The following is a 21465-nucleotide window of genomic DNA, read 5'->3' on the forward strand; positions in this document are numbered from 1 at the left end:
GTGTCACTGATCGCTTCTTCTCACTTCCGCATTGTTGTCGGTCTCGGCAAGAGCGGCATGTCCCTGGTTCGCTTCCTGGCGAACCGGGGCGTGGCGTTTGCCGTCGCCGATACGCGGGAGAATCCTCCGGAGCTGGCGACCCTGCGTCGCGACTATCCGCAGGTTGAAGTGCGCTGTGGCGAGTTGGATGTCGAATTCCTCTGCCGCGCCGACGAGTTGTACGTGAGCCCCGGGCTGGCGCTGGCGACCCCTGCGTTGCAGCAGGCGGCAGCCCGTGGCGTGAAACTGTCCGGTGACATCGAACTGTTCGCGCGTAACGCGAAAGCCCCCATCGTCGCCATCAGCGGCTCCAACGCGAAAAGCACCGTGACCACGCTGGTCGGTGAAATGGCGGCGGCGGCAGGCAAGCGTGTGGCGGTCGGCGGCAACCTCGGCACACCCGCGCTGGACCTGCTCAGCGACGACGTCGAGTTGTACGTTCTTGAGCTGTCGAGTTTCCAGCTGGAAACCACCGATCACCTCGGCGCCGAAGTCGCCACCGTGCTGAACATCAGCGAAGACCACATGGACCGTTACAGCGGCCTGCCTGCCTACCACTTGGCCAAGCACCGGATTTTCCGGGGCGCGCGGCAAGTCGTGGTGAACCGTCAGGACGCGCTCTCGCGACCATTGATCGGCGAAGGGGTGCCGTGCTGGACCTTTGGTCTGAACAAACCTGACATCAATGGCTTCGGTCTGCGAGAAGAGAACGGCGAAAAGTACCTGACTTTCCAGTTCGAGAACCTGATGCCGGTCAGCGAGCTGAAAATCCGCGGTGCGCACAATCAGGCGAACGCGCTGTCGGCTCTGGCCCTCGGCCATGCCGCTGGTTTGCCATTCGAGCCAATGCTTCAGGCCCTGCGCAGTTTCGGTGGCCTGGTGCACCGTTGTCAGTGGCTGCGTGAACGTCAGGGCGTCAGCTATTACGACGACTCCAAAGCCACCAACGTCGGCGCCGCTCTGGCCGCCATCGAAGGATTGGGCGAAGACATTCCCGGCAAGCTGATCTTGATCGCAGGCGGCGAAGGGAAGGGGGCGGACTTCTCCGGACTGAAAGCCCCGGTGGCCGCTCATTGCCGCGCCGTTGTCCTGATTGGACGCGACGCTGAACTGATCGCCTCCGCGCTGGGCGACTCGGTGCCTCTGCTACGCATTAAAACTTTGGAAGAAGCTGTGCAACGTGCTGCCGAATGGGCTCAGGAAGGGGACGCCGTGCTGCTGGCCCCTGCCTGCGCAAGCTTTGACATGTTCAAGAACTTTGAAGTCCGCGGACAGATGTTCGCCCAGGCCGTGAGGGACTTGTCATGATCTTTGGCGTGATCAAGCCTTACCCGTCGCCGATCATCAGCGGTCGTGGTGTAGACGTCGATTTCCCGATGCTCGCTGGCTGCCTTGCGCTGCTGGGCCTGGGCCTGGTGATGATCACTTCCGCGTCGTCGGAAGTGGCCGCCGTGCAGTCGGGCAACGCGTTGTACATGATGACCCGTCACCTGATTTATCTGGTGCTGGGCCTCGGCGCCTGCGTCGCCACCATGATGATTCCGGTCGCGACCTGGCAACGCCTTGGCTGGCTCATGCTGATCGGCGCCTTCGGCCTGCTGATCATGGTGATCGTGCCCGGGATTGGGCGTGAGGTGAACGGTTCGATGCGTTGGATCGGTTTCGGCATGTTCAACGTGCAGCCGTCGGAAATCGCCAAAGTGTTCGTGGTGATTTTCCTCGCCGGTTACCTAATTCGTCGTCAGACAGAAGTGCGCGAAAGCTGGATGGGCTTCTTCAAGCCGTTCATCGTGTTGCTGCCGATGGCGGGCCTGCTGCTGATGGAGCCTGACTTCGGTGCCACCGTCGTGATGATGGGGGCGGCAGCGGCGATGCTGTTCTTGGGCGGCGTCGGCCTGTTCCGTTTCAGTCTGATGGTGGCGTTGGCCGTTGGCGCGGTGTTCGTGCTGGTGCAAGCGCAGCCTTATCGGATGGCGCGTCTGATCACCTTTACCGACCCGTGGTCGGATCAATTCGGTTCCGGCTACCAACTGACTCAGGCGCTCATCGCCTTCGGTCGCGGCGAGTGGTTTGGCGTTGGTCTGGGCAACAGCGTGCAGAAGCAGTTTTATCTGCCGGAAGCGCACACCGACTTCGTGTTCTCGGTGTTGGCCGAAGAGCTGGGCGTCGTGGGGTCGCTGGCCACCGTGGCGCTGTTTATGTTCGTGAGCATTCGTGCGATGTACATCGGCATGTGGGCCGAGCGCGCCAAGCAGTTCTTCGCCGCTTACACCGCCTACGGCCTGGCGTTCCTGTGGATTGGTCAGTTCCTGATCAACATCGGCGTGAACGTCGGCCTGCTGCCGACCAAGGGGCTGACCCTGCCATTCCTCAGTTACGGCGGCAGCTCGTTGATCATCTGCTGCGCGAGTCTGGGCCTGTTGCTGCGCATCGAGTGGGAATCGCGCAACAACATGGGCAGCGAAGAAGCCGAATTCAGTGAGAGCGATTTCGCCGAGGAGCCAAACCATGGCCGTCGGTAATGTCTTGATCATGGCAGGTGGCACCGGCGGGCACGTGTTCCCGGCGCTGGCCTGCGCACGCGAATTCCAGGCTCGTGGCTACACCGTGCACTGGCTCGGTACGCCGCGCGGCATCGAAAACGAACTGGTGCCTGCGGCCGGTCTCCAACTGCACCTGATCAATGTCACCGGTTTGCGGGGCAAGGGCCGTCTGTCGTTGCTCAAGGCGCCGTTCATGCTGATCAAGGCGTTGTTGCAGGCGCGCAAAGTGGTGCGTGAATTGAAGCCTGTTTGCGTCGTCGGTTTCGGGGGTTACGTGACGGGCCCCGGTGGTCTCGCCGCGAAACTCGCGGGTGTGCCGTTGATCATTCACGAGCAAAACGCCGTGGCCGGAACCGCCAACCGCAGCCTGGCCTCGTTCGCCGCTCGCGTGTGTGAAGCGTTCCCGCAGACGTTCGCAGCCTCGGCCAAGCGTCGCACCACCGGCAACCCGGTGCGTGCCGAGCTGTTTTTCGAAACACCGCGTCAGGCGCTGGCCGGACGCAAACCCCGGTTGCTGGTGCTGGGCGGAAGCCTCGGCGCCGAGCCACTGAACAAGCTGTTGCCAGAAGCGCTGGCTCAAGTGCCAGCGGAACTGCGGCCTGAAGTGTTCCATCAGGCGGGCAAGAAACACGATGAAATCACCGCCGAGCGTTATCGCGCAGCGGGTGTCGAGGCGCAGGTCGCCCCGTTCATTAAAGACATGGCTCAAGCCTATGGCTGGGCGGATCTGGTGGTTTGCCGCGCGGGTGCGCTGACCATCAGTGAACTGGCGGCCGCTGGCCTGCCGTCGTTGCTGGTGCCGCTGCCCCATGCGATCGACGACCACCAGTCGCGTAACGCCGACTATCTGGCCCGTGAAGGCGCTGCCTTCGTGATGCCACAAAGAACAACTGGCGCGGCCGAGATGGCCGCTCGCCTGACAGAGGTTTTGATGCAACCCGAACAATTGAAGCGCATGGCTACCACGGCTCGCCAACTGGCCAAGCCGGATGCCACCAACACTGTCGTCGATGTCTGCCTGGAGGTGGCCCATGGTTGAGAACCAACGCGCCATGCCACAACCGGAAATGCGCCGCATCCGTCGCATCCATTTCGTCGGCATCGGCGGTGTGGGCATGTGCGGGATCGCCGAGGTGTTGCTGAACCTGGGTTACGAAGTCTCTGGTTCCGACCTCAAGGCCTCCCCGGTGACCGAGCGCCTCGAATCGTTCGGCGCGCACATCTTTATTGGCCACCGCGCTGAAAACTCGGCAGCGGCAGACGTGCTGGTCGTGTCCAGTGCCGTCAACACCTCCAACCCGGAAGTGGCGACAGCCCTTGAGCGACGTATCCCTGTGGTGCCTCGCGCGGAAATGCTGGCTGAGCTGATGCGCTATCGCCACGGCATCGCGGTCGCCGGCACCCACGGCAAAACCACCACCACCAGCCTGATCGCTTCGGTGTTCGCGGCCGGTGGTCTCGACCCGACTTTCGTGATCGGTGGCCGACTGAACGCAGCGGGCACCAACGCCCAGCTCGGCACCAGCCGCTACCTGATCGCCGAGGCCGACGAGAGCGACGCCAGCTTCCTGCACCTGCAGCCGCTGGTGGCCGTGGTCACCAACATCGACGCCGACCACATGGCGACCTACGAGGGCGACTTCAACAAACTGAAGAAAACCTTCGTCGAGTTCCTGCACAACCTGCCGTTCTACGGCCTGGCTGTGGTCTGCACCGATGACCCCGTCGTGCGCGACATCCTGCCGGCGGTGAAGCGCCCGGTCATGACCTATGGCTTCAACGAAGAAGCTGACGTGCGCGCGATCAACGTGCGTCAGGAAGGCATGCGCACCCACTTCACCGTTCTGCGCCGCGACCGCGAGCCGCTGGACGTGTCGGTGAACATGCCGGGCAACCACAACGTTCTCAACTCGCTGGCGACCATCGCCATCGCGACGGACGAAGGCATCACTGACGAAGCCATCGTTCAGGGCCTGTCTGGCTTCCAGGGCGTGGGCCGTCGCTTCCAGGTCTACGGCGAACTGCCCGTGGAAGGTGGCAACGTGATGCTGGTGGACGACTATGGTCACCACCCGCGTGAAGTCGCTGCCGTCATCAATGCCGTGCGCGGTGGCTGGCCGGATCGTCGTCTGGTCATGGTTTACCAGCCGCACCGTTACAGCCGTACTCGCGATCTGTACGACGATTTCGTGCAGGTGCTCAATGACGCCAACGTCCTGCTGCTGATGGAAGTCTACCCGGCGGGCGAAGAGCCGATTCCGGGCGCGGACAGCCGTCAACTGGCCCACAGCATTCGTCAGCGTGGCCAGTTGGACCCGATCTACATCGAGCGGGGCGTTGAGCTGGCCCCGCTGGTCAAGCCGCTGCTGCGCGCGGGCGACATCCTGCTGTGCCAGGGCGCCGGTGACATTGGCGGACTCGCACCGCAATTGCTCAAGAGCCCGCTGTTTGCGGGCGCCATCGTGGCCTCAACCGAAGGTAAGCTGAAATGACAGCCGCCGCGCCCGTCTCCCTGCTCTCGACCCTTGAGCCAAAAAGCTTCGGCCGCGTTGCCGTGCTTTTTGGCGGCAAGAGTGCGGAGCGGGAGGTTTCCCTCAAATCCGGCAACGCAGTGCTTGAAGCGCTGCTGAGTGCGGGCGTCGATGCCTTCGGGATCGATGTGGGCGACGATTTCCTTCAGCGACTGGCCAGCGAGACCATCGACCGCGCGTTCATCGTGCTGCACGGTCGCGGCGGCGAAGACGGCACCATGCAGGGCCTGCTCGAATGCCTGGAGATCCCGTACACCGGCAGCGGCGTGCTGGCGTCTGCACTGGCGATGGATAAGCTGCGCACTAAGCAGGTCTGGCAGAGCCTGGGCCTGCCGACCCCGCGTCACGCGGTGCTGGCGAGCGAATCCGGCTGTATTTCTGCGGCGACGGAACTGGGCTTTCCTTTGATCGTCAAACCCGCTCATGAAGGCTCCAGTATCGGTATGGCCAAGGTGACCCGCGTCGACGAATTGATCGCCGCCTGGAATGCCGCCAGTACCTACGATTCAAACGTGTTGGTCGAACAATGGATTCAAGGTCCAGAGTTCACTGTCGCGACGCTGCGTGGGCAAGTCTTGCCCCCGATCGGCCTGGGCACTCCCCACACTTTTTACGACTACGACGCCAAGTACCTGGCTTCCGATACCCAGTACCGGATTCCGTGCGGCCTCGATGCAAACAAAGAACAGGAACTCAAGGCGCTGACCGCACGTGCCTGCGAAGCCGTGGGTGTTGCCGGATGGGCACGCACCGACGTCATGCAGGACGCCAATGGCGAGTTCTGGCTGCTGGAAGTCAACACCGTGCCCGGCATGACCGATCACAGCCTGGTCCCCATGGCAGCGAATGCCGCAGGGCTCGATTTTAAACAGTTGGTGTTGGCGATTCTGGCCGACAGTGTCCAGGTGCGGGGGTAAGTCATGCTCGGCGCAACGGTACGTCATCAGCAATCCACTCCTGGCCGCAAGCCGGTGCCTCGCGGTGCCAGCCGGATGGTGGCCAAGGAGCCTCTGTCGGCGCGCATGCCGAAACCGAATTTCGGTTTCCTGCGCGGCCTGATGTGGCCCGTCCTGCTGGTGGTGCTGGGTTTTGGCACTTACGAAGCCGCGCAGCGTCTATTGCCGTACGCCGACCGGCCGATCTCGCGGATCAACGTTCAGGGCGACCTGAGCTACATCAGCCAGCAAGCCGTTCAGCAGCGCATCGCGCCTTACGTGGCCACCAGTTTTTTCAACATCGACCTGGCCGGGATGCGTACCGAGCTGGAACAGATGCCCTGGATCGCCCACGCCGAAGTGCGTCGTGTGTGGCCGGATCAGGTGGTGATTCGCCTCGAAGAACAATTGCCGGTTGCGCGCTGGGGCGATTCGGCCCTGCTGAACAACCAGGGCCAGGCGTTCACCCCGCGTGAGCTGGCCAATTATGAACACCTTCCGCAGTTGTTCGGGCCTCAACGGGCTCAACAGCAGGTGATGCAGCAGTACCAGGTGCTGAGCCAGATGTTGCGCCCGCTGGGCTTCTCCATCGCTCGCCTGGAATTGCGCGAACGAGGCAGTTGGTTCCTGACCACCGGCGCAGGCAATGCAGGTCCCGGCCTGGAACTGCTGCTGGGACGAGGCAACCTGGTTGAGAAGATGCGCCGCTTTATCGCCATCTACGAAAAAACGCTGAAAGAACAGATCACGAACATTGCGCGAGTAGACCTGCGTTACAACAACGGCCTGGCCGTTGGGTGGCGTGAGCAGGCGCCAGCGCCAACGACGGACAAACCCGCCGTCGCGAAGAATTGATAAGAGGCAGGACCCATGGCAAACGTGCAAAGCGGCAAAATGATCGTCGGATTGGATATCGGCACCTCCAAGGTGGTGGCGCTGGTAGGCGAAGTCGCGGCTGATGGCACGCTGGAAATCGTCGGTATCGGCACCCACCCTTCACGCGGCCTGAAGAAGGGCGTGGTGGTGAACATCGAGTCGACCGTGCAGTCGATTCAGCGCGCGGTGGAAGAAGCGCAGCTGATGGCGGGCTGCCGCATTCACTCGGCGTTCGTCGGTGTCGCGGGCAACCACATTCGCAGCCTGAATTCCCACGGTATCGTGGCGATTCGCGACCGCGAAGTGAGTTCGGCTGACCTGGAGCGCGTCCTTGACGCCGCTCAGGCGGTGGCGATCCCGGCGGACCAGCGCGTCCTGCACACCCTGCCGCAGGATTACGTGATCGATAACCAGGAAGGCGTTCGTGAGCCGCTGGGCATGTCGGGCGTACGTCTGGAAGCCAAAGTGCACGTCGTGACCTGCGCCGTGAACGCCGCTCAGAACATTGAGAAGTGCGTGCGTCGTTGCGGCCTGGAAGTCGACGACATCATCCTTGAGCAGTTGGCCTCGGCGTACTCGGTGCTGACCGACGACGAGAAAGAGCTGGGCGTGTGCCTGGTGGACATCGGTGGCGGCACCACCGACATCGCGATCTTCACCGAAGGCGCGATCCGTCACACTGCTGTGATCCCGATTGCGGGCGATCAAGTCACCAACGACATCGCCATGGCCCTGCGCACCCCGACGCAGTACGCCGAAGAGATCAAGATCCGTTACGCCTGCGCCCTGGCCAAACTGGCCGGCGCTGGTGAAACCATCAAAGTGCCGAGCGTGGGCGACCGTCCACCTCGCGAACTCTCCCGTCAGGCGCTGGCCGAAGTGGTCGAGCCTCGCTACGACGAGCTGTTCACCCTGATTCAGGCCGAACTGCGCCGCAGTGGCTACGAAGACCTGATTCCGGCCGGCATCGTGCTGACCGGTGGTACCTCGAAAATGGAAGGCGCGGTCGAACTGGCCGAGGAAATCTTCCACATGCCGGTGCGCCTCGGCGTGCCGCACAGCATCAAGGGTCTGGCGGACGTCGTTCGCAACCCGATTTACTCCACCGGTGTTGGCTTGCTGCTGTACGGACTGCAAAAGCAGTCCGACGGGATCTCGCTGTCAGGCCTTTCCAATTCCGGTAGCAGTTATAGCGATGAACCTAAGGCACCCGTGTTTGAGCGTCTCAAGCGCTGGGTCCAGGGGAATTTCTAAGATTTAAAAAGTGGTAGGCAGGCAACAGGCGACATAAAACTAGAGAACTGAAGGAGAGGGAACATGTTCGAGCTCGTAGACAACATCCCACAAAGCCCGGTAATTAAAGTTATCGGCGTTGGTGGCGGCGGCGGCAACGCGGTCAATCACATGGTCAAGAGCAACATCGAAGGCGTCGAGTTCATCTGCGCCAACACCGATGCTCAAGCACTGAAGAACATTGGCGCACGTACCATTCTGCAACTGGGTACCGGTGTGACCAAGGGCCTGGGTGCAGGTGCCAATCCTGAAGTCGGTCGTCAGGCGGCACTGGAAGATCGTGAGCGCATTGCGGAAGTTCTGCAGGGCACCAACATGGTCTTCATCACCACCGGCATGGGTGGCGGTACCGGTACCGGTGCAGCCCCGATCATCGCCGAAGTGGCCAAGGAAATGGGCATTCTGACCGTTGCGGTCGTGACCCGTCCGTTCCCGTTCGAAGGCCGCAAGCGCATGCAGATCGCCGATGAAGGCATCCGCGCGCTGTCCGAAAGCGTCGACTCGTTGATCACCATTCCCAACGAGAAGCTGCTGACCATCCTGGGTAAAGACGCAAGCCTGCTGTCGGCTTTCGCCAAGGCAGACGATGTACTGGCCGGTGCCGTTCGCGGTATCTCCGACATCATCAAGCGTCCAGGCATGATCAACGTCGACTTCGCCGACGTACGCACCGTGATGTCCGAAATGGGCATGGCGATGATGGGCACTGGCGCTGCCAGCGGTCCGAACCGTGCGCGTGAAGCCACCGAAGCCGCAATCCGCAACCCGCTGCTCGAAGACGTGAACCTGCAGGGTGCCCGCGGCATTCTGGTCAACATCACCGCCGGTCCTGACCTGTCTCTGGGTGAGTACTCCGACGTGGGTAGCATCATCGAAGCGTTCGCCTCCGAGCACGCCATGGTCAAGGTCGGTACCGTTATCGATCCGGACATGCGCGACGAGCTGCACGTGACCGTGGTTGCCACAGGCCTGGGTGCAAAAATCGAGAAGCCTGTGAAGGTCATCGACAACACCATGCAGACCGCTCAAGCCGCACCTGTGCAGCAACAAGCCGTCCGCCAGGAGCAGCCGTCGGTGAATTACCGCGATCTGGACCGTCCTACCGTGATGCGCAATCAGGCTCACGCAGGCGCCACTGCTGCGGCAAAAATGAATCCGCAAGACGATCTGGATTACCTGGACATTCCAGCGTTCCTGCGTCGTCAGGCTGATTGATGAGTTCTATCAGGGGTATAAGGGTGATTGGTGTTCAGCAAAGGCGAGGTCTGCTATCATCGCCAGCCTTTGTTGATACTAATTCGCGATATGCGCTGAAGCGGCCAATGCCATGATTAAACAACGCACCCTGAAGAATATTATCCGTGCCACAGGTATCGGCCTGCACTCGGGGGAAAAGGTTTACCTGACCCTCAAACCTGCACCTGTGAACGCTGGCATTGTGTTTTTCCGTACCGACCTCGAGCCGGTTGTCCAGATCAACGCACACGCGCTGAATGTGGGCGACACCACGCTTTCCACAACGCTGTTCAATGGCGACGTGAAGGTCGATACGGTTGAGCACTTGCTGTCGGCCATGGCCGGCCTCGGCATCGATAACGCCTACGTTGAACTCTCTGCCTCCGAAGTTCCAATCATGGACGGCAGCGCAGGTCCCTTCGTATTCCTGATCCAGTCAGCTGGCCTGGAAGAACAGGACGCACCGAAGAAATTCATACGCATTCTGAAAGAAGTCTGCGTAGAGGAAGACGGCAAATACGCCAAGTTCGTGCCGTTCGAAGGTTTCAAGGTGAGCTTCGAAATCGATTTCGATCACCCGTACCTGAAGAACCGGACACAGACGGCGAGCGTCGACTTTTCCAGCACTTCGTTCGTAAAAGAAGTGAGCCGTGCGCGTACCTTCGGTTTCATGAAAGACATCGAGTACCTGCGCAAACACAACCTTGCACTGGGCGGGAGCGTTGAAAACGCGATCGTCGTGGACAAGGACGGCGTGTTGAACGAAGACGGCCTGCGGTATGAGGACGAGTTCGTCAAACACAAGATCCTGGATGCCATCGGTGACCTGTATCTGCTGGGCAACAGTTTGATCGGCGAGTACCAGGGCTTCAAATCTGGCCACGGTCTGAACAATCGTCTGCTGCGTGCGTTGATCGCACAGGAAGACGCTTGGGAAGTGGTGACCTTTGCTGATGCCAGTACCGCACCGATCTCGTACATGCGCCCTGTAGCGGCGGTGTAACAGTCTCTTCTTCTCAGTTTTAATATTTAAGGCCACCTGATCAGGTGGCCTTTTTTTATGGCTTTTTTGGGACCGTCAGGTCCGGGGCCATCAAACCGAATCTTTAGGTCGGGCATGCGCCGCCAATCGTTCGAGCGCCGCTTTCAGTTTCGGATCGCTGATTCCCTCAGCCGTTTCATTGATCGCATCGGCGGCGGCCACCGACAAATCCCGTGAAGGCCCGACCGGTGCCCGATGGATCGTCGCGGGCTGCACTTTCAACTGCAATCGCGTGAGGTTGGCGAATTCCTTGAAGACCACCAATTGCCGTTGCAGCCGCTTCTGTTGATACCGCAACCGCGTCGCCCAGTGGCCGTCGGTGACCACCAGCAGCAGTGTTCCTTCTCGCCACGACGCCACATGACAATGCTCGCGCGCAGCGGGTTGCAACTGGCTTTCCAGCAAACGCTGCAAATGGGCCAATCGCTGGGCATGATTGAAAATGGCTTTGAGCGGCCTGGCTTCGCGCAAAAGCACAGCCGGAGCGCGAGCCTGCAAGGGACGAAAGGCCATGAAAGTCGCCTGTGGTTACAAGTCCGTGATGTTATCAGAAAGCAGTCGCTGGCCCTGTAAGTGCCGATCACACCCTTATTCTATTGGCCGATTCGTGAAGAAACATTAATCAAACTTCTGCCCCGCACGGGTTGAAGTCCGAAGAAATGCCCCTATTGTACTTCTGCCCCGTAACATTGCTGTGCCAGCATCGTGGAATAACGCCACTTTCCTCACCACCATTTCCGGGTAGAATGCTCGTTCGCATGCGGCCATGAGGGCTGCACGGGCGACTCACGGGGCCGCCCTCCATCCCTATGTGTGGAAGATCCTGTCGATATGTTTGCACCTTTGTTAAAAAAACTTTTCGGAAGCAAAAACGAGCGCGAAGTGAAGCGCCTGCTCAAGACGGTCCAGTCCGTTAACAGCTTCGAAGAGCAAATGGTGGCCCTTTCGGACGAGCAACTGCGCGCCAAGACCGAAGAATTCAAGGCCCGCTTCGCCAAAGGTGAGACCCTCGATAAGCTCCTGCCTGAAGCCTTCGCGGTCTGCCGCGAAGCCGGTAAACGCGTCATGGGGATGCGTCACTTCGACGTTCAATTGCTCGGCGGCATGACGCTGCACGAAGGCATGATCGCCGAGATGCGTACCGGTGAAGGTAAAACCCTGGTGGCGACACTGGCGGTGTACCTCAATGCGCTGTCCAGCAAGGGCGTGCACGTTGTCACCGTCAACGACTACCTGGCCCGTCGGGACGCCAACTGGATGCGTCCGTTGTACGAATTCCTCGGTCTGACCGTAGGTGTCGTGACGCCTTTCCAGCCGCCTGAAGAAAAGCGTGCTGCGTATGGCTCCGATATCACCTACGGCACCAACAACGAATTCGGCTTCGACTACCTGCGCGACAACATGGCGTTCAGCCTGGAAGACAAATTCCAGCGCGAGCTGAATTTCGCCGTGATCGACGAAGTGGACTCGATCCTCATCGACGAAGCCCGTACCCCGCTGATCATCTCCGGCCAGGCCGAAGACAGCTCCAAGCTCTACACCGAAATCAACAAGCTGATCCCTAAACTCGAACAACACATCGAGGAAGTGGAAGGCGTGGTGACCAAGCAGGGCCACTACACCATCGACGAGAAATCCCGTCAGGTGGAGTTGAACGAGTCCGGTCACCAGTTCATCGAAGAAATGCTCACCGAAGTCGGCCTGCTGGCTGAAGGCGAGAGCCTGTACTCGGCGCACAACCTGGGCCTGCTGACCCACGTTTACGCCGGTCTGCGTGCGCACAAACTGTTCCATCGCAACGTCGAATACATCGTTCAGGACGGCGGCATTCTGCTGGTCGACGAACACACCGGTCGTACCATGCCGGGTCGTCGTCTGTCGGAAGGTCTGCACCAGGCCATCGAAGCCAAAGAACACCTGAACATTCAGGCCGAAAGCCAGACCCTGGCCTCGACCACGTTCCAGAACTACTTCCGTCTGTACAACAAACTGTCCGGCATGACCGGTACAGCCGACACCGAAGCGTTCGAATTCCACCAGATCTACGCCCTGGCCGTGATGGTCATTCCGCCGAACAAGCCGTTGGCGCGTAAAGACTTCAATGACCTGGTGTATCTGACCGCCGAGGAGAAATACCAGGCGATCATCACCGACATCAAGGCCTGTCTGGCCGAACAGCGTCCGGTGCTGGTAGGTACAGCGACCATCGAAACTTCTGAGCACATGTCCAACCTGCTCAAGAAAGAAGGCATCGATCACAAGGTTCTGAACGCCAAGTTCCACGAAAAAGAAGCAGAAATTATCGCGCAGGCCGGTCGTCCGGGTGCCCTGACCATCGCCACCAACATGGCCGGCCGTGGTACCGACATCCTGTTGGGCGGTAACTGGGAAGTTGAAGTCGCCAGCCTGGAAGACCCGACCCCTGAGCAAGTCGCGCAGATCAAGGCCGACTGGCAGAAGCGCCATCAGCAAGTGATTCAGGCGGGCGGTCTGCACGTGATCGCGTCCGAGCGTCATGAATCCCGTCGTATCGATAACCAGCTACGCGGTCGCGCCGGTCGTCAGGGTGACACCGGTTCGAGCCGTTTCTACCTGTCGCTGGAAGACAGCCTGATGCGCATCTTCGCCTCTGACCGGGTGAAGAACTTCATGAAGGCGCTGGGCATGCAGTCCGGTGAGGCGATCGAGCACCGCATGGTGACTAACGCCATCGAGAAGGCCCAACGCAAGGTCGAAGGCCGTAACTTCGACATTCGTAAGCAACTGCTCGAATTCGACGACGTTTCCAACGAACAACGTAAAGTGATCTACCACATGCGCAACAGCCTGCTGGCTGCGGTGAACATTGGTGACACCATTGCCGAGTTCCGCGAAGAAGTCCTCGACGCCACCATCAGCGCACACATTCCGCCGCAATCCCTGCCAGAGCAGTGGGACGTCGCCGGTCTGGAAGCCGCGCTGAACAGCGATTTCGGCGTGAAACTGCCGATTCAGCAGTGGCTGGACGAAGACGATCACCTGCACGAAGAAAACCTGCGTCCGAAACTGCTGGAAGCCATCATGTCGGCTTACACCGAGAAGGAAGACCAGGCGAGCGCCGAAGCCCTGCGCACCTTCGAGAAGCAGATTCTGCTGCGCGTACTGGACGATCTGTGGAAAGACCACCTGTCGACCATGGACCACCTGCGTCATGGTATCCACCTGCGCGGCTACGCTCAGAAGAACCCGAAACAGGAATACAAGCGCGAGTCCTTCACTCTGTTCCAGGAACTGCTCGATTCGATCAAGCGCGACACCATTCGTGTGCTGTCTCACGTCCAGGTTCGCCGCGAAGACCCGGCCGAGGAGGAGGCGCGCCTGCGTCGCGAAGCCGAAGAACTGGCTCAGCGCATGCAATTCCAGCACGCCGAAGCACCGGGTCTGGATCAGCCAATCGCACTGGTGGGCGAAGAGGGTGACGACGTCGCTGTCGCCGCTGCCGCGCTGTCGCCGGTTCGCAATGACCAGAAATTGGGTCGCAACGAGCTGTGCTGGTGCGGTTCAGGCAAGAAATTCAAGCATTGCCATGGCCAGATCAATTAACGGCTGACGCTTGCTTTGACGCAACACCACGCCGCGACCGGCTCAGCCGTCGCGGCGTTTTTCAATCGATTGCGCCGCGCCGGAACACCGGGGGCGGCATGACTACTTTTCAAGGAGCGCATTTCATGGCTGTTGGTCTTGGTCCTCTGCCGACGTTGCACCCGGTTCCCGGTTTCGAACTGGGCATTTCCTCTGCCGGTATCAAGCGCCCGGGGCGCAAAGACATCGTGGTCATGCGCTGCGCCGAAGGCTCCAGCGTGGCAGGCGTCTTCACCCTGAACGCGTTTTGCGCCGCGCCGGTGATTCTGTCCAAGCAACGTGTGGGCGGCGCCGTGCGCTACCTGCTGACCAACACCGGCAACGCCAATGCGGGCACCGGTGAGCCGGGCCTGCGCGCTGCCGAGCGCACCACCGCCAAGCTGGCCGAGATCAGTGGCGTCGATGCCAGCGCCGTGCTGCCGTTCTCGACCGGCGTGATCGGTGAGCCGCTGCCTGTTGAGAAAATCGAAGGCGCACTGCAAGCCGCGCTGGATGACCTGTCTGTGGATAACTGGGCGGCTGCGGCCACCGGCATCATGACCACCGACACCCTGCCAAAAGGCGCCAGCCGCCAGTTCCAGATCGACGGCGTGACCGTCACCGTGACCGGCATCAGCAAGGGCGCGGGCATGATTCGTCCGAACATGGCGACCATGCTGGGTTACATCGCCACCGACGCCAAAGTGTCGCAAAGCGTGCTGCAGGACCTGGTCCGTGACGGCGCGAACAAGTCCTTCAACCGCATCACCATTGACGGCGACACCTCGACCAACGACTGCTGCATGCTGATCGCCACCGGTCAGGCCAACCTGCCCGAAGTCACCGAAGCCAAAGGCCCGCTGTTCGAAGCCCTGAAAAAGGCCGTGTTCGACGTCTGCATGGACGTCGCTCAGGCGATCGTGCGTGACGGCGAAGGCGCGACCAAGTTCGTGACTGTCGAAGTCAATGGCGGCGGCAACCATCAAGAGTGCCTGGACGTCGGCTACACCGTCGCCCACTCGCCGTTGATTAAGACCGCGCTGTTCGCCTCCGACCCGAACTGGGGCCGCATCCTGGCCGCCGTGGGCCGTGCGGGTGTGCCGAATCTGGACGTTAGCAAGATTGACGTGTACCTCAGCGGCGTGTGCATCGCCAGCCAGGGCGCTCGTGCCACGACCTACACCGAAGAGCAGGGCTCGGCGGTGATGGCCGAGGAGGAAATCACCATCCGCATCGAGCTGGGCCGTGGTGATTGCAGCGAAACCATCTGGACCACTGACCTGTCCCACGAATACGTGAAGATCAACGCGGAATACCGCACCTGATTGAGTGAATCGCGTCGTACGCAGTTTTTCTGTACGACGCTGTTCTCACCCTGTGGGAGCGAATTCATTCGCGAATGATGTATCAGGCGCCAGAGATGTATCGGTTGTTAAGGCGTTTCGCGAATGAATTCGCTCCCACAGTGATTCGTGTGCGCATTTGGCAGAAGTGCCCGGCTCACGTCCGCACCGTCAGGTTTTAGAGGAAGCTTTAACGTGAAACGCATCCATGTAGCCGCCGCGGTCATTCGCGGCACCGACGGCAAGATTCTCATTGCCCGGCGCGCTGACAAGCAGCATCAGGGCGGCTTATGGGAGTTTCCCGGTGGCAAGGTCGAGCCTGACGAAACCGTCGAAGCGGCTTTGTCTCGTGAGTTGAAAGAAGAACTGGGCATCGTGGTCGCCAAGGCGCGGCCACTGATCAAGATCAAACACGACTACCCGGACAAACAGGTGTTGCTGGATGTCTGGGAAGTCTCGTCGTTCACGGGCGAGCCCCACGGCGCCGAAGGCCAGCCATTGGCCTGGGTGTCGAATCGGGAGCTGGCCAGTTACGAATTCCCTGCCGCGAATCAGCCGATCGTCGCTGCCGCCCGGTTGCCAGGCGAATACCTGATCACGCCGGACGCACTGGAAACGCCCCAACTGCTGAAAGGCATGCAAAAGGCGATTGCAGACGGCATCAAGCTGATTCAACTGCGCGCCCCGAACGGTTACGACCCCAAATACCGCGATGTCGCGGTGGACGCGGTCGGGCTGTGCGCGGGCAAGGCGCAGTTGATGCTCAAAGGCCCGCTAGAGTGGCTGGGCGACTTTCCAGCCGCAGGTTGGCATCTGACCAGCGAACAACTGCGTAAATACGCCAGCAAGGGCCGCCCGTTCCCGGAAGAGCGCTGGTTGGCGGCGTCGTGCCACAACGCTGAAGAGCTGTCCCTGGCCGAACAGATGGGCGTGGATTTCGTCACCCTGTCGCCTGTGCAGCCCACGCAAACCCACCCCGATGCCCAGCCTTTGGGTTGGGAACAGGCGCGGGCCTTGATCGAGGGGTTCAGCAAACCGGTTTATCTGCTGGGCGGCGTTGGCCCTGCGGAGCGTCAGCAGGCGTGGGAAAACGGCGCGCAGGGCGTGGCGGGGATTCGCGCGTTTTGGCCGAAAGGGTTTGAGTGAGCCTAATCGTTGGACTGCGTAAACATCCCAGCCTGACCCGTTCCTTGTAGGAGCCGGCTTGCTGGCGAATGGGGTGTGTCAGTCAACGTATCTGTCACTGACCTGACGCCTTCGCCAGCAAGCCGGCTCCTACAGAGGATCGCGTTCATCCGGGCGAAGGTAACTCAGTCGGGCTTTTTGGCCGGCTGCCACAAAATCTCCGCCACCCCCTGACGTTTCGCGATGATCCGTGCCGCGACGAAGAGCAAATCCGACAACCGATTGATGTACGCCAATCCCACCCCGGCCAGCGGTTCGACAGCGTTCAAGTGCTGACAACGGCGCTCGGCACTGCGGGCCAGGCTTCTGCACACATGGGCCTGAGCGATCAACGCGGAACCGCCCGGCAGAATGAAATTTTCCAGCGGCCCCACTTCCTCGTTCCACTGATCGATCGCTGTTTCCAGCCGCTCGACCTCCGCCGCATTCAACGCCTGGTATTCCGGCATCGCTAGCTCGCCCCCAAGGTCAAACAAACGGTGCTGACACGGGGCCAATACGTCGATGATGCCCTGCATCTCAGGTACCGCAGGGACGACACCTTCAAGGCTCGCCAGCAACAGGCCGAGTTGGCTGTTCAACGTGTCGACCTCGCCAATGGCTTCAACGCGCGGGTGATCCTTTGGCACCCGACGGCCGTCGCCCAGGCCGGTTTCGCCCTTGTCGCCGGTGCGTGTGTAAATCTTCGACAAGCGAAATCCCATGGTCTTACTCCCGGTCGTTCTGACCAATGATCTGTGGGGCGGGCACGTTCATCGGGTTGCCCACCAGCGGCAGGCGCAGCGTGAAACAGGTGCCCTGGCCGAGCGTGGAGTGCACCTCCATCTGGCCCTTGTGATTGTTGGTAATGATGAAGTACGACACCGAGAGGCCCAGCCCTGTGCCCTGACCGACTTCCTTCGTGGTGAAGAACGGCTCGAAGATGCGCTTGCGCACGCTCTCCGGCATGCCGACGCCATTGTCTTCCACCTGAATCTCCGCCCACGGCGGGTTCAGGCGGGTGCGCAAAATGATGCGGCCGGGCTCGGTTTCGTGTTCACGCTGATGGATGGCCTGCGCGGCGTTCTTCAGCAGGTTAAGCAGCACCTGTTCCAGCTCGTTGGCAGTGCCCGGAACGGGGCCGAGGTTGGTGTCGAACTGACGCAGAATGTTCTGGCCCTTGAAGTCGAAACCGATGGTCAGGTCGAAGTCGTTGCTGGCGATTTCCACGGCCTGATCGATCAGCGCAGGCAGGTCGCACGGCGCCATTTGCCTATTGCTGCGACGGCTGAAGCTCAGCATGTGGCTGACGATCTTGGCCGCCCGGGCCCCGGCCTGCTGAATCCCGTCCAGCAACTGCGGTACTTCCCGCGCGCTGAGGTACTGATTCACCGTGGCCAGTTCGATGCCTTCCTGCTCGGCCTGTTGCAGATTCTTCGGCAGCTCGGGGGAGAGGCGCCGGCGAATGTTCTGCACGTTGTGCATGATCGCGCCGAGGGGGTTGTTGATCTCATGGGCCATGCCTGCGGCCAGACCGCCCACCGAGAGCATTTTCTCGGACTGCACCATCATGTCTTCCAGCGACAGACGCTGGGTGATGTCGTCGATCCGGATCACCGCGCCGCGCCCGGCGCCCCCGGTCAGCGGGTAGAACGTCAGCGCGAAGTGCCGGGTGAGATCACCTTTGACCCACGTGACGCGCTCGATCTTGGTCACGGTGTGGCGCTCGACGGTCTGTTTGATCTGCGGCAAAAACGCTTTCATCGGGGGGAAAGCGAGAAAAATCGGCTGGTTGAGGGCCTCATCCAACGGCGTGCCGGAGAGGGCGCCCGCTTCCTGATTCCATTGCGTGACGTAGAGCTGTTCGTCCAGTGCAATGAGCGCTGACGGCATAGAGTCGATAATGCTGTTCAGGTAATTCTGAAAGCCGGTGAGCTTTTTCTCGATTTTGCTGCGAACCTGGACTTCCAGTTCCAGCTTGCGGTTGGTGTGGCGGGTTTCTTCGGCCAGCCCTTGCGCTTGATCGTAGGCTTCCTGAGAGTCATCGCGCGCGCGCTTGAGCTGCTGTTCCCGAGCCTCCATGCGCGACAGCATGGTGTTGAACGCTTCAGCCAGCGAGCCAATTTCATCCTGATTGCCGGGCCCGGCGCGCAAGGCGTAGTTCTCTTCGCGGGTGACGCGGCGCGAGAGTTCTTCGAGTTGATAGATCGGCTCGGTGATGAAACGGCGAATCTGCCGCGCCACGCCCGCCCACAGCAAGATGCTGAAAATTAGAATGCCCAGGCTGGCCGTCAAGGTGCCGGTGTAGAACGCGGTCGGCAGCTCGCTGCTCGCCACCAGTAGCAAATGACCCGGCGACTGGCCCTGTTTGGGGATCGGGATCACCTGGGTGTTGCGAAACTCGGTGATGCGCCAGCTTTCGAGGTTGCGGTAGTGGTCAGGTAGACGCAGTTTGTCGCCCTGTTGCACTTGCGAGAGGCGGGTGCCCGAGCTGTCGTACACCGCTGCAGCGCGCAACGGGCCGTAGTTTTTCAGCTCCTTGAGCAACGCCTGAGCGTTGTAGGGGGAGGAGAGCGCCTGTTCCGACAGGCTGGGGTTGCTGATCAATCGACCAATCGTCTGAAGGGCCTGGGGTGCCATCGCCTCTTGAGAGATGTAATAGGCCGCACTGATGAACGTCAGGTTGGCGACCAGCAGAACGGTGGTCAGCAAGACCAGCAGGGCCGCCAGGAGCTTCTGGCCGACCGGCAGGTTTTCGAGGCGCTGGCGCAATGGCATGGGGCAGGGTCACTGACAGATGAGGAACAGGCAGGTTAGCGCTGTTCAGGGCAGGAGCAAACCCGCAGCGCAAACTATGGACGAACCTGTGGGAGCGAATTCATTCGCGAAGGGGAGGTACAGGCGATACCTCTCAGGTGCCTGACAGATTTTCGCGAATGAATTCGCTCCCACAGGTCGGGCTCAGTCGCCGGGCAGACCTCTGGACGCCAAATGCCGTACCAGTCGCTGGCGAAGGGCGTTCAACCGGGGAGCGTCTATGCCGTGCTGCATCGCAGCGTTGAACGCGTATCCCAGCAAATAACTGATCTCAGTCCGCCGACCCTGCGCGACATCCTGATACATCGACGAATAATTGGCCGCGGTGGCGGTAATCACGCGATTCACTTCGTCATGCAGTCCCACGGCCGCTTGCGACTGACCGCAGCGCTGCAACACCACGACCATCTCGTCACACAGCCCCTTCACCTCGTCGGCGTGATGCTGCAACTCACCGTTCCGGCAGTCATACAAAACGGTCAACGGATTGATGGCGCAATTGAGCGCCAACTTGCGCCACAGCCGCGGGAGGATATCCGGGGTCCATTCGCCCGGAATCCCGGCGTGCGCGAGTGTTGCCAGCCAGTCAGGCGCGCCACTTGAGCGACCATCGCCGAGCCAGTTGAAACCTTGCCCGGCGAATACCACGCTGAAGTCTTCATCACAAAAGGCACCTTCGGTGCTGGAGATGAAGATGCAGCGCGCATTCGGCAGCAGATCGGCCACTGCTTGCTGACTGCCCAGACCGTTTTGCAGCAACAGCACGTCGGCGCCAGGCGCGAGTCGGGCGGCAATACTGGCCACTGCGCGTTCGGCATCGTAGGCCTTGCACGCCACCAACAGACGGTGAATGGGCTCCGGGTCGCTCAGTGTTTGCGCGGGCACCTCAAACCGCTGGCGCTGGCCGTGTTCGCTCAGTGTCAGGCCACCTTTGGCCTGATAGGCCTCCAGACGCGCTGCATCCCGAAGGATCACACGCACCGGCTGCCCAGCGCGAAACAGTCGGGAGGCCCACAAGCTGCCGAGGCTGCCTGCGCCGAGGATGTGCCAGGGGATCGAATTCACAGCACTCTCATCGGGCATAAGCGACCGCTTGGGGTGAACGTTGAGCGAAACCTTGTGGGCGCGAATTCATTCGCGAATGGCCGGTACATCCGATGGGTAGGTGTCGGATGTGACGCCGTCTCGCGAATGAATTCGCTCCTACAGGAGGATTGTGTTTGGCCTGTGACGGAGTGGTGCACCCGCGACGGGTCTCTGCTGGACGAAGCTTCACATCGCGGGCGCGGCAATGTCGAAGAGGGAAAAACCGAAACGACATCGCAAGCTCGCATGAAGGTGGGAAAAGTCTCGTTATAATGACCGGGCTTTCATACCGTCAAGTCAGGCGTGCTCCTTCAACATGTCGAGCCGCGCCGTATCAATTGGAGAATCTACATGCCCTCGTTCGACGTAGTGTCCGAACTGGATAAGCACGAAGTCACGAATGCCGTCGATGGCGCGATCAAGGAATTGGATCGTCGTTTCGACCTCAAAGGCAAAGGCAGTTTCGAGTTCAAGGAAAAGGAACTCACCGTGAACCTGACCGCCGAGGCCGAGTTTCAACTGGAGGCGATGATCCAGATCCTCAAACTGTCCCTCGTCAAGCGCAAGATCGACGTGCAGTGCCTGGAAGTGAAGGATGCCTACGCGTCCGGCAAGCTGATGAAACAGGAAGCCACCCTCAAGGAAGGCATCGACAAAGAGTTGGCGAAGAAAATCGTCGCTCACATCAAGGACGCCAAACTCAAGGTGCAAGCCGCCATTCAGGGCGAGCAGGTGCGTGTGACCGGCAAGAAACGAGACGATCTGCAGGAAGCCATTGCGGCCCTGCGCGGTCACGAATTCGGCATGCCGCTGCAATTCAACAACTTCCGCGACTGATCCTCTCCCACTGCATTTTCGGACGACGCAGGAACCTGAAAGGGTTGTGCGCGTCCGATTGCAGGTCACGTGAAGCGACGGTGCGACTAGGTGTCGTCGTTTCAGTCTTTCGTTTCACGCCCA

General features: G+C 60.6%; 17 protein-coding genes. 13 read left to right on the forward strand and 4 right to left on the reverse strand.

Annotation, left to right across the window (positions count from 1 at the left end):
- The 9 genes from murD (at window position 1) to lpxC (ending at window position 10456) form a co-directional block, all read left to right on the forward strand.
- The gene (murD, locus tag AAEO81_RS06235; protein WP_341962318.1) at window positions 1-1347 is read left to right on the forward strand and encodes a UDP-N-acetylmuramoyl-L-alanine--D-glutamate ligase; all 1347 of its coding nucleotides are present in this window, start codon (window positions 1-3) and stop codon (window positions 1345-1347) included.
- Window positions 1347-2561 (forward strand): putative lipid II flippase FtsW, encoded by a 1215-nt coding sequence (gene ftsW / locus AAEO81_RS06240; RefSeq protein WP_178115742.1) that lies wholly within the window; start codon window positions 1347-1349, stop codon window positions 2559-2561. Before murD ends, ftsW begins: the two co-directional genes overlap by 1 nt.
- A complete protein-coding gene (gene murG / locus AAEO81_RS06245; RefSeq protein WP_341962320.1) occupies window positions 2548-3621 on the forward strand; it encodes an undecaprenyldiphospho-muramoylpentapeptide beta-N-acetylglucosaminyltransferase in 1074 nt (357 codons plus the stop codon). The genes ftsW and murG overlap by 14 nt, the downstream gene beginning before the upstream one ends.
- Window positions 3614-5074 (forward strand): UDP-N-acetylmuramate--L-alanine ligase, encoded by a 1461-nt coding sequence (gene murC / locus AAEO81_RS06250; protein ID WP_341962321.1) that lies wholly within the window; start codon window positions 3614-3616, stop codon window positions 5072-5074. The genes murG and murC overlap by 8 nt, the downstream gene beginning before the upstream one ends.
- The gene (locus AAEO81_RS06255) at window positions 5071-6030 is read left to right on the forward strand and encodes a D-alanine--D-alanine ligase (protein WP_341962322.1); all 960 of its coding nucleotides are present in this window, start codon (window positions 5071-5073) and stop codon (window positions 6028-6030) included. Before murC ends, AAEO81_RS06255 begins: the two co-directional genes overlap by 4 nt.
- 3 nt (window positions 6031-6033) lie before the next feature.
- A complete protein-coding gene (locus AAEO81_RS06260; protein WP_166596485.1) occupies window positions 6034-6903 on the forward strand; it encodes a cell division protein FtsQ/DivIB in 870 nt (289 codons plus the stop codon).
- A 15-nt stretch (window positions 6904-6918) separates the two neighbouring features.
- The gene (ftsA, locus tag AAEO81_RS06265) at window positions 6919-8178 is read left to right on the forward strand and encodes a cell division protein FtsA (protein WP_166596486.1); all 1260 of its coding nucleotides are present in this window, start codon (window positions 6919-6921) and stop codon (window positions 8176-8178) included.
- Window positions 8179-8241: 63 nt separating this feature from the next.
- Window positions 8242-9432 (forward strand): cell division protein FtsZ, encoded by a 1191-nt coding sequence (ftsZ, locus tag AAEO81_RS06270; RefSeq protein ID WP_062384185.1) that lies wholly within the window; start codon window positions 8242-8244, stop codon window positions 9430-9432.
- A gap of 112 nt (window positions 9433-9544) precedes the next feature.
- A complete protein-coding gene (gene lpxC / locus AAEO81_RS06275; protein ID WP_166596487.1) occupies window positions 9545-10456 on the forward strand; it encodes a UDP-3-O-acyl-N-acetylglucosamine deacetylase in 912 nt (303 codons plus the stop codon).
- A gap of 90 nt (window positions 10457-10546) precedes the next feature.
- On the opposite strand, the gene AAEO81_RS06280 is transcribed toward lpxC, so the two are convergent.
- Complete coding sequence (locus AAEO81_RS06280; RefSeq protein ID WP_166596488.1) at window positions 10547-11008, reverse strand: DciA family protein; 462 nt, start codon at window positions 11006-11008, stop codon at window positions 10547-10549.
- A 318-nt stretch (window positions 11009-11326) separates the two neighbouring features.
- Here AAEO81_RS06280 and secA point away from each other — a divergent pair, with 318 nt between their 5' ends.
- The 3 genes from secA to AAEO81_RS06295 all read left to right on the forward strand — a co-directional run bounded on the left by secA (window position 11327) and on the right by AAEO81_RS06295 (window position 16584).
- Window positions 11327-14077, forward strand: a complete 2751-nt coding sequence (gene secA, locus AAEO81_RS06285) for a preprotein translocase subunit SecA (RefSeq protein WP_341962323.1) — start codon at window positions 11327-11329, stop codon at window positions 14075-14077.
- A 125-nt stretch (window positions 14078-14202) separates the two neighbouring features.
- The gene (gene argJ, locus AAEO81_RS06290; protein ID WP_341962324.1) at window positions 14203-15420 is read left to right on the forward strand and encodes a bifunctional glutamate N-acetyltransferase/amino-acid acetyltransferase ArgJ; all 1218 of its coding nucleotides are present in this window, start codon (window positions 14203-14205) and stop codon (window positions 15418-15420) included.
- A 213-nt stretch (window positions 15421-15633) separates the two neighbouring features.
- Window positions 15634-16584: a Nudix family hydrolase gene (locus AAEO81_RS06295; protein ID WP_341962325.1), complete on the forward strand. Its 951-nt coding sequence runs from the start codon at window positions 15634-15636 to the stop codon at window positions 16582-16584.
- A gap of 164 nt (window positions 16585-16748) precedes the next feature.
- On the opposite strand, the gene AAEO81_RS06300 is transcribed toward AAEO81_RS06295, so the two are convergent.
- From AAEO81_RS06300 to AAEO81_RS06310, 3 genes are all read right to left on the reverse strand, one after another.
- Window positions 16749-17327: a cob(I)yrinic acid a,c-diamide adenosyltransferase gene (locus AAEO81_RS06300; protein ID WP_341962326.1), complete on the reverse strand. Its 579-nt coding sequence runs from the start codon at window positions 17325-17327 to the stop codon at window positions 16749-16751.
- A 4-nt stretch (window positions 17328-17331) separates the two neighbouring features.
- Window positions 17332-19380, reverse strand: coding sequence for an ATP-binding protein (locus AAEO81_RS06305; RefSeq protein ID WP_341962327.1), 2049 nt, complete (start codon window positions 19378-19380; stop codon window positions 17332-17334).
- A gap of 183 nt (window positions 19381-19563) precedes the next feature.
- Window positions 19564-20475: a putative 2-dehydropantoate 2-reductase gene (locus tag AAEO81_RS06310; RefSeq protein WP_341964477.1), complete on the reverse strand. Its 912-nt coding sequence runs from the start codon at window positions 20473-20475 to the stop codon at window positions 19564-19566.
- A gap of 381 nt (window positions 20476-20856) precedes the next feature.
- On the opposite strand from AAEO81_RS06310, the gene AAEO81_RS06315 reads away from it, so the two are divergent.
- The gene (locus tag AAEO81_RS06315) at window positions 20857-21342 is read left to right on the forward strand and encodes a YajQ family cyclic di-GMP-binding protein (protein ID WP_341962329.1); all 486 of its coding nucleotides are present in this window, start codon (window positions 20857-20859) and stop codon (window positions 21340-21342) included.
- Window positions 21343-21465 lie beyond the last annotated feature (123 nt).

This window comes from Pseudomonas sp. RC10 (assembly GCF_038397775.1).
Lineage (GTDB): Bacteria > Pseudomonadota > Gammaproteobacteria > Pseudomonadales > Pseudomonadaceae > Aquipseudomonas > Aquipseudomonas bambusae.

Excerpts from the sequence above, each read along its gene's own strand:
- murC (WP_341962321.1), top strand. The coding sequence starts at position 3,614 with ATGGTTGAGAACCAACGCGCCATGCCACAACCGGAAATGCGCCGCATC.
- AAEO81_RS06305 (WP_341962327.1), bottom strand. The coding sequence starts at position 19,380 with ATGCCATTGCGCCAGCGCCTCGAAAACCTGCCGGTCGGCCAGAAGCTC.
- AAEO81_RS06300 (WP_341962326.1), bottom strand. The coding sequence starts at position 17,327 with ATGGGATTTCGCTTGTCGAAGATTTACACACGCACCGGCGACAAGGGC.
- ftsA (WP_166596486.1), top strand. The coding sequence starts at position 6,919 with ATGGCAAACGTGCAAAGCGGCAAAATGATCGTCGGATTGGATATCGGC.
- lpxC (WP_166596487.1), top strand. The coding sequence starts at position 9,545 with ATGATTAAACAACGCACCCTGAAGAATATTATCCGTGCCACAGGTATC.
- AAEO81_RS06315 (WP_341962329.1), top strand. The coding sequence starts at position 20,857 with ATGCCCTCGTTCGACGTAGTGTCCGAACTGGATAAGCACGAAGTCACG.
- AAEO81_RS06260 (WP_166596485.1), top strand. The coding sequence starts at position 6,034 with ATGCTCGGCGCAACGGTACGTCATCAGCAATCCACTCCTGGCCGCAAG.
- AAEO81_RS06280 (WP_166596488.1), bottom strand. The coding sequence starts at position 11,008 with ATGGCCTTTCGTCCCTTGCAGGCTCGCGCTCCGGCTGTGCTTTTGCGC.
- secA (WP_341962323.1), top strand. The coding sequence starts at position 11,327 with ATGTTTGCACCTTTGTTAAAAAAACTTTTCGGAAGCAAAAACGAGCGC.
- argJ (WP_341962324.1), top strand. The coding sequence starts at position 14,203 with ATGGCTGTTGGTCTTGGTCCTCTGCCGACGTTGCACCCGGTTCCCGGT.
- murG (WP_341962320.1), top strand. The coding sequence starts at position 2,548 with ATGGCCGTCGGTAATGTCTTGATCATGGCAGGTGGCACCGGCGGGCAC.
- ftsZ (WP_062384185.1), top strand. The coding sequence starts at position 8,242 with ATGTTCGAGCTCGTAGACAACATCCCACAAAGCCCGGTAATTAAAGTT.
- AAEO81_RS06255 (WP_341962322.1), top strand. The coding sequence starts at position 5,071 with ATGACAGCCGCCGCGCCCGTCTCCCTGCTCTCGACCCTTGAGCCAAAA.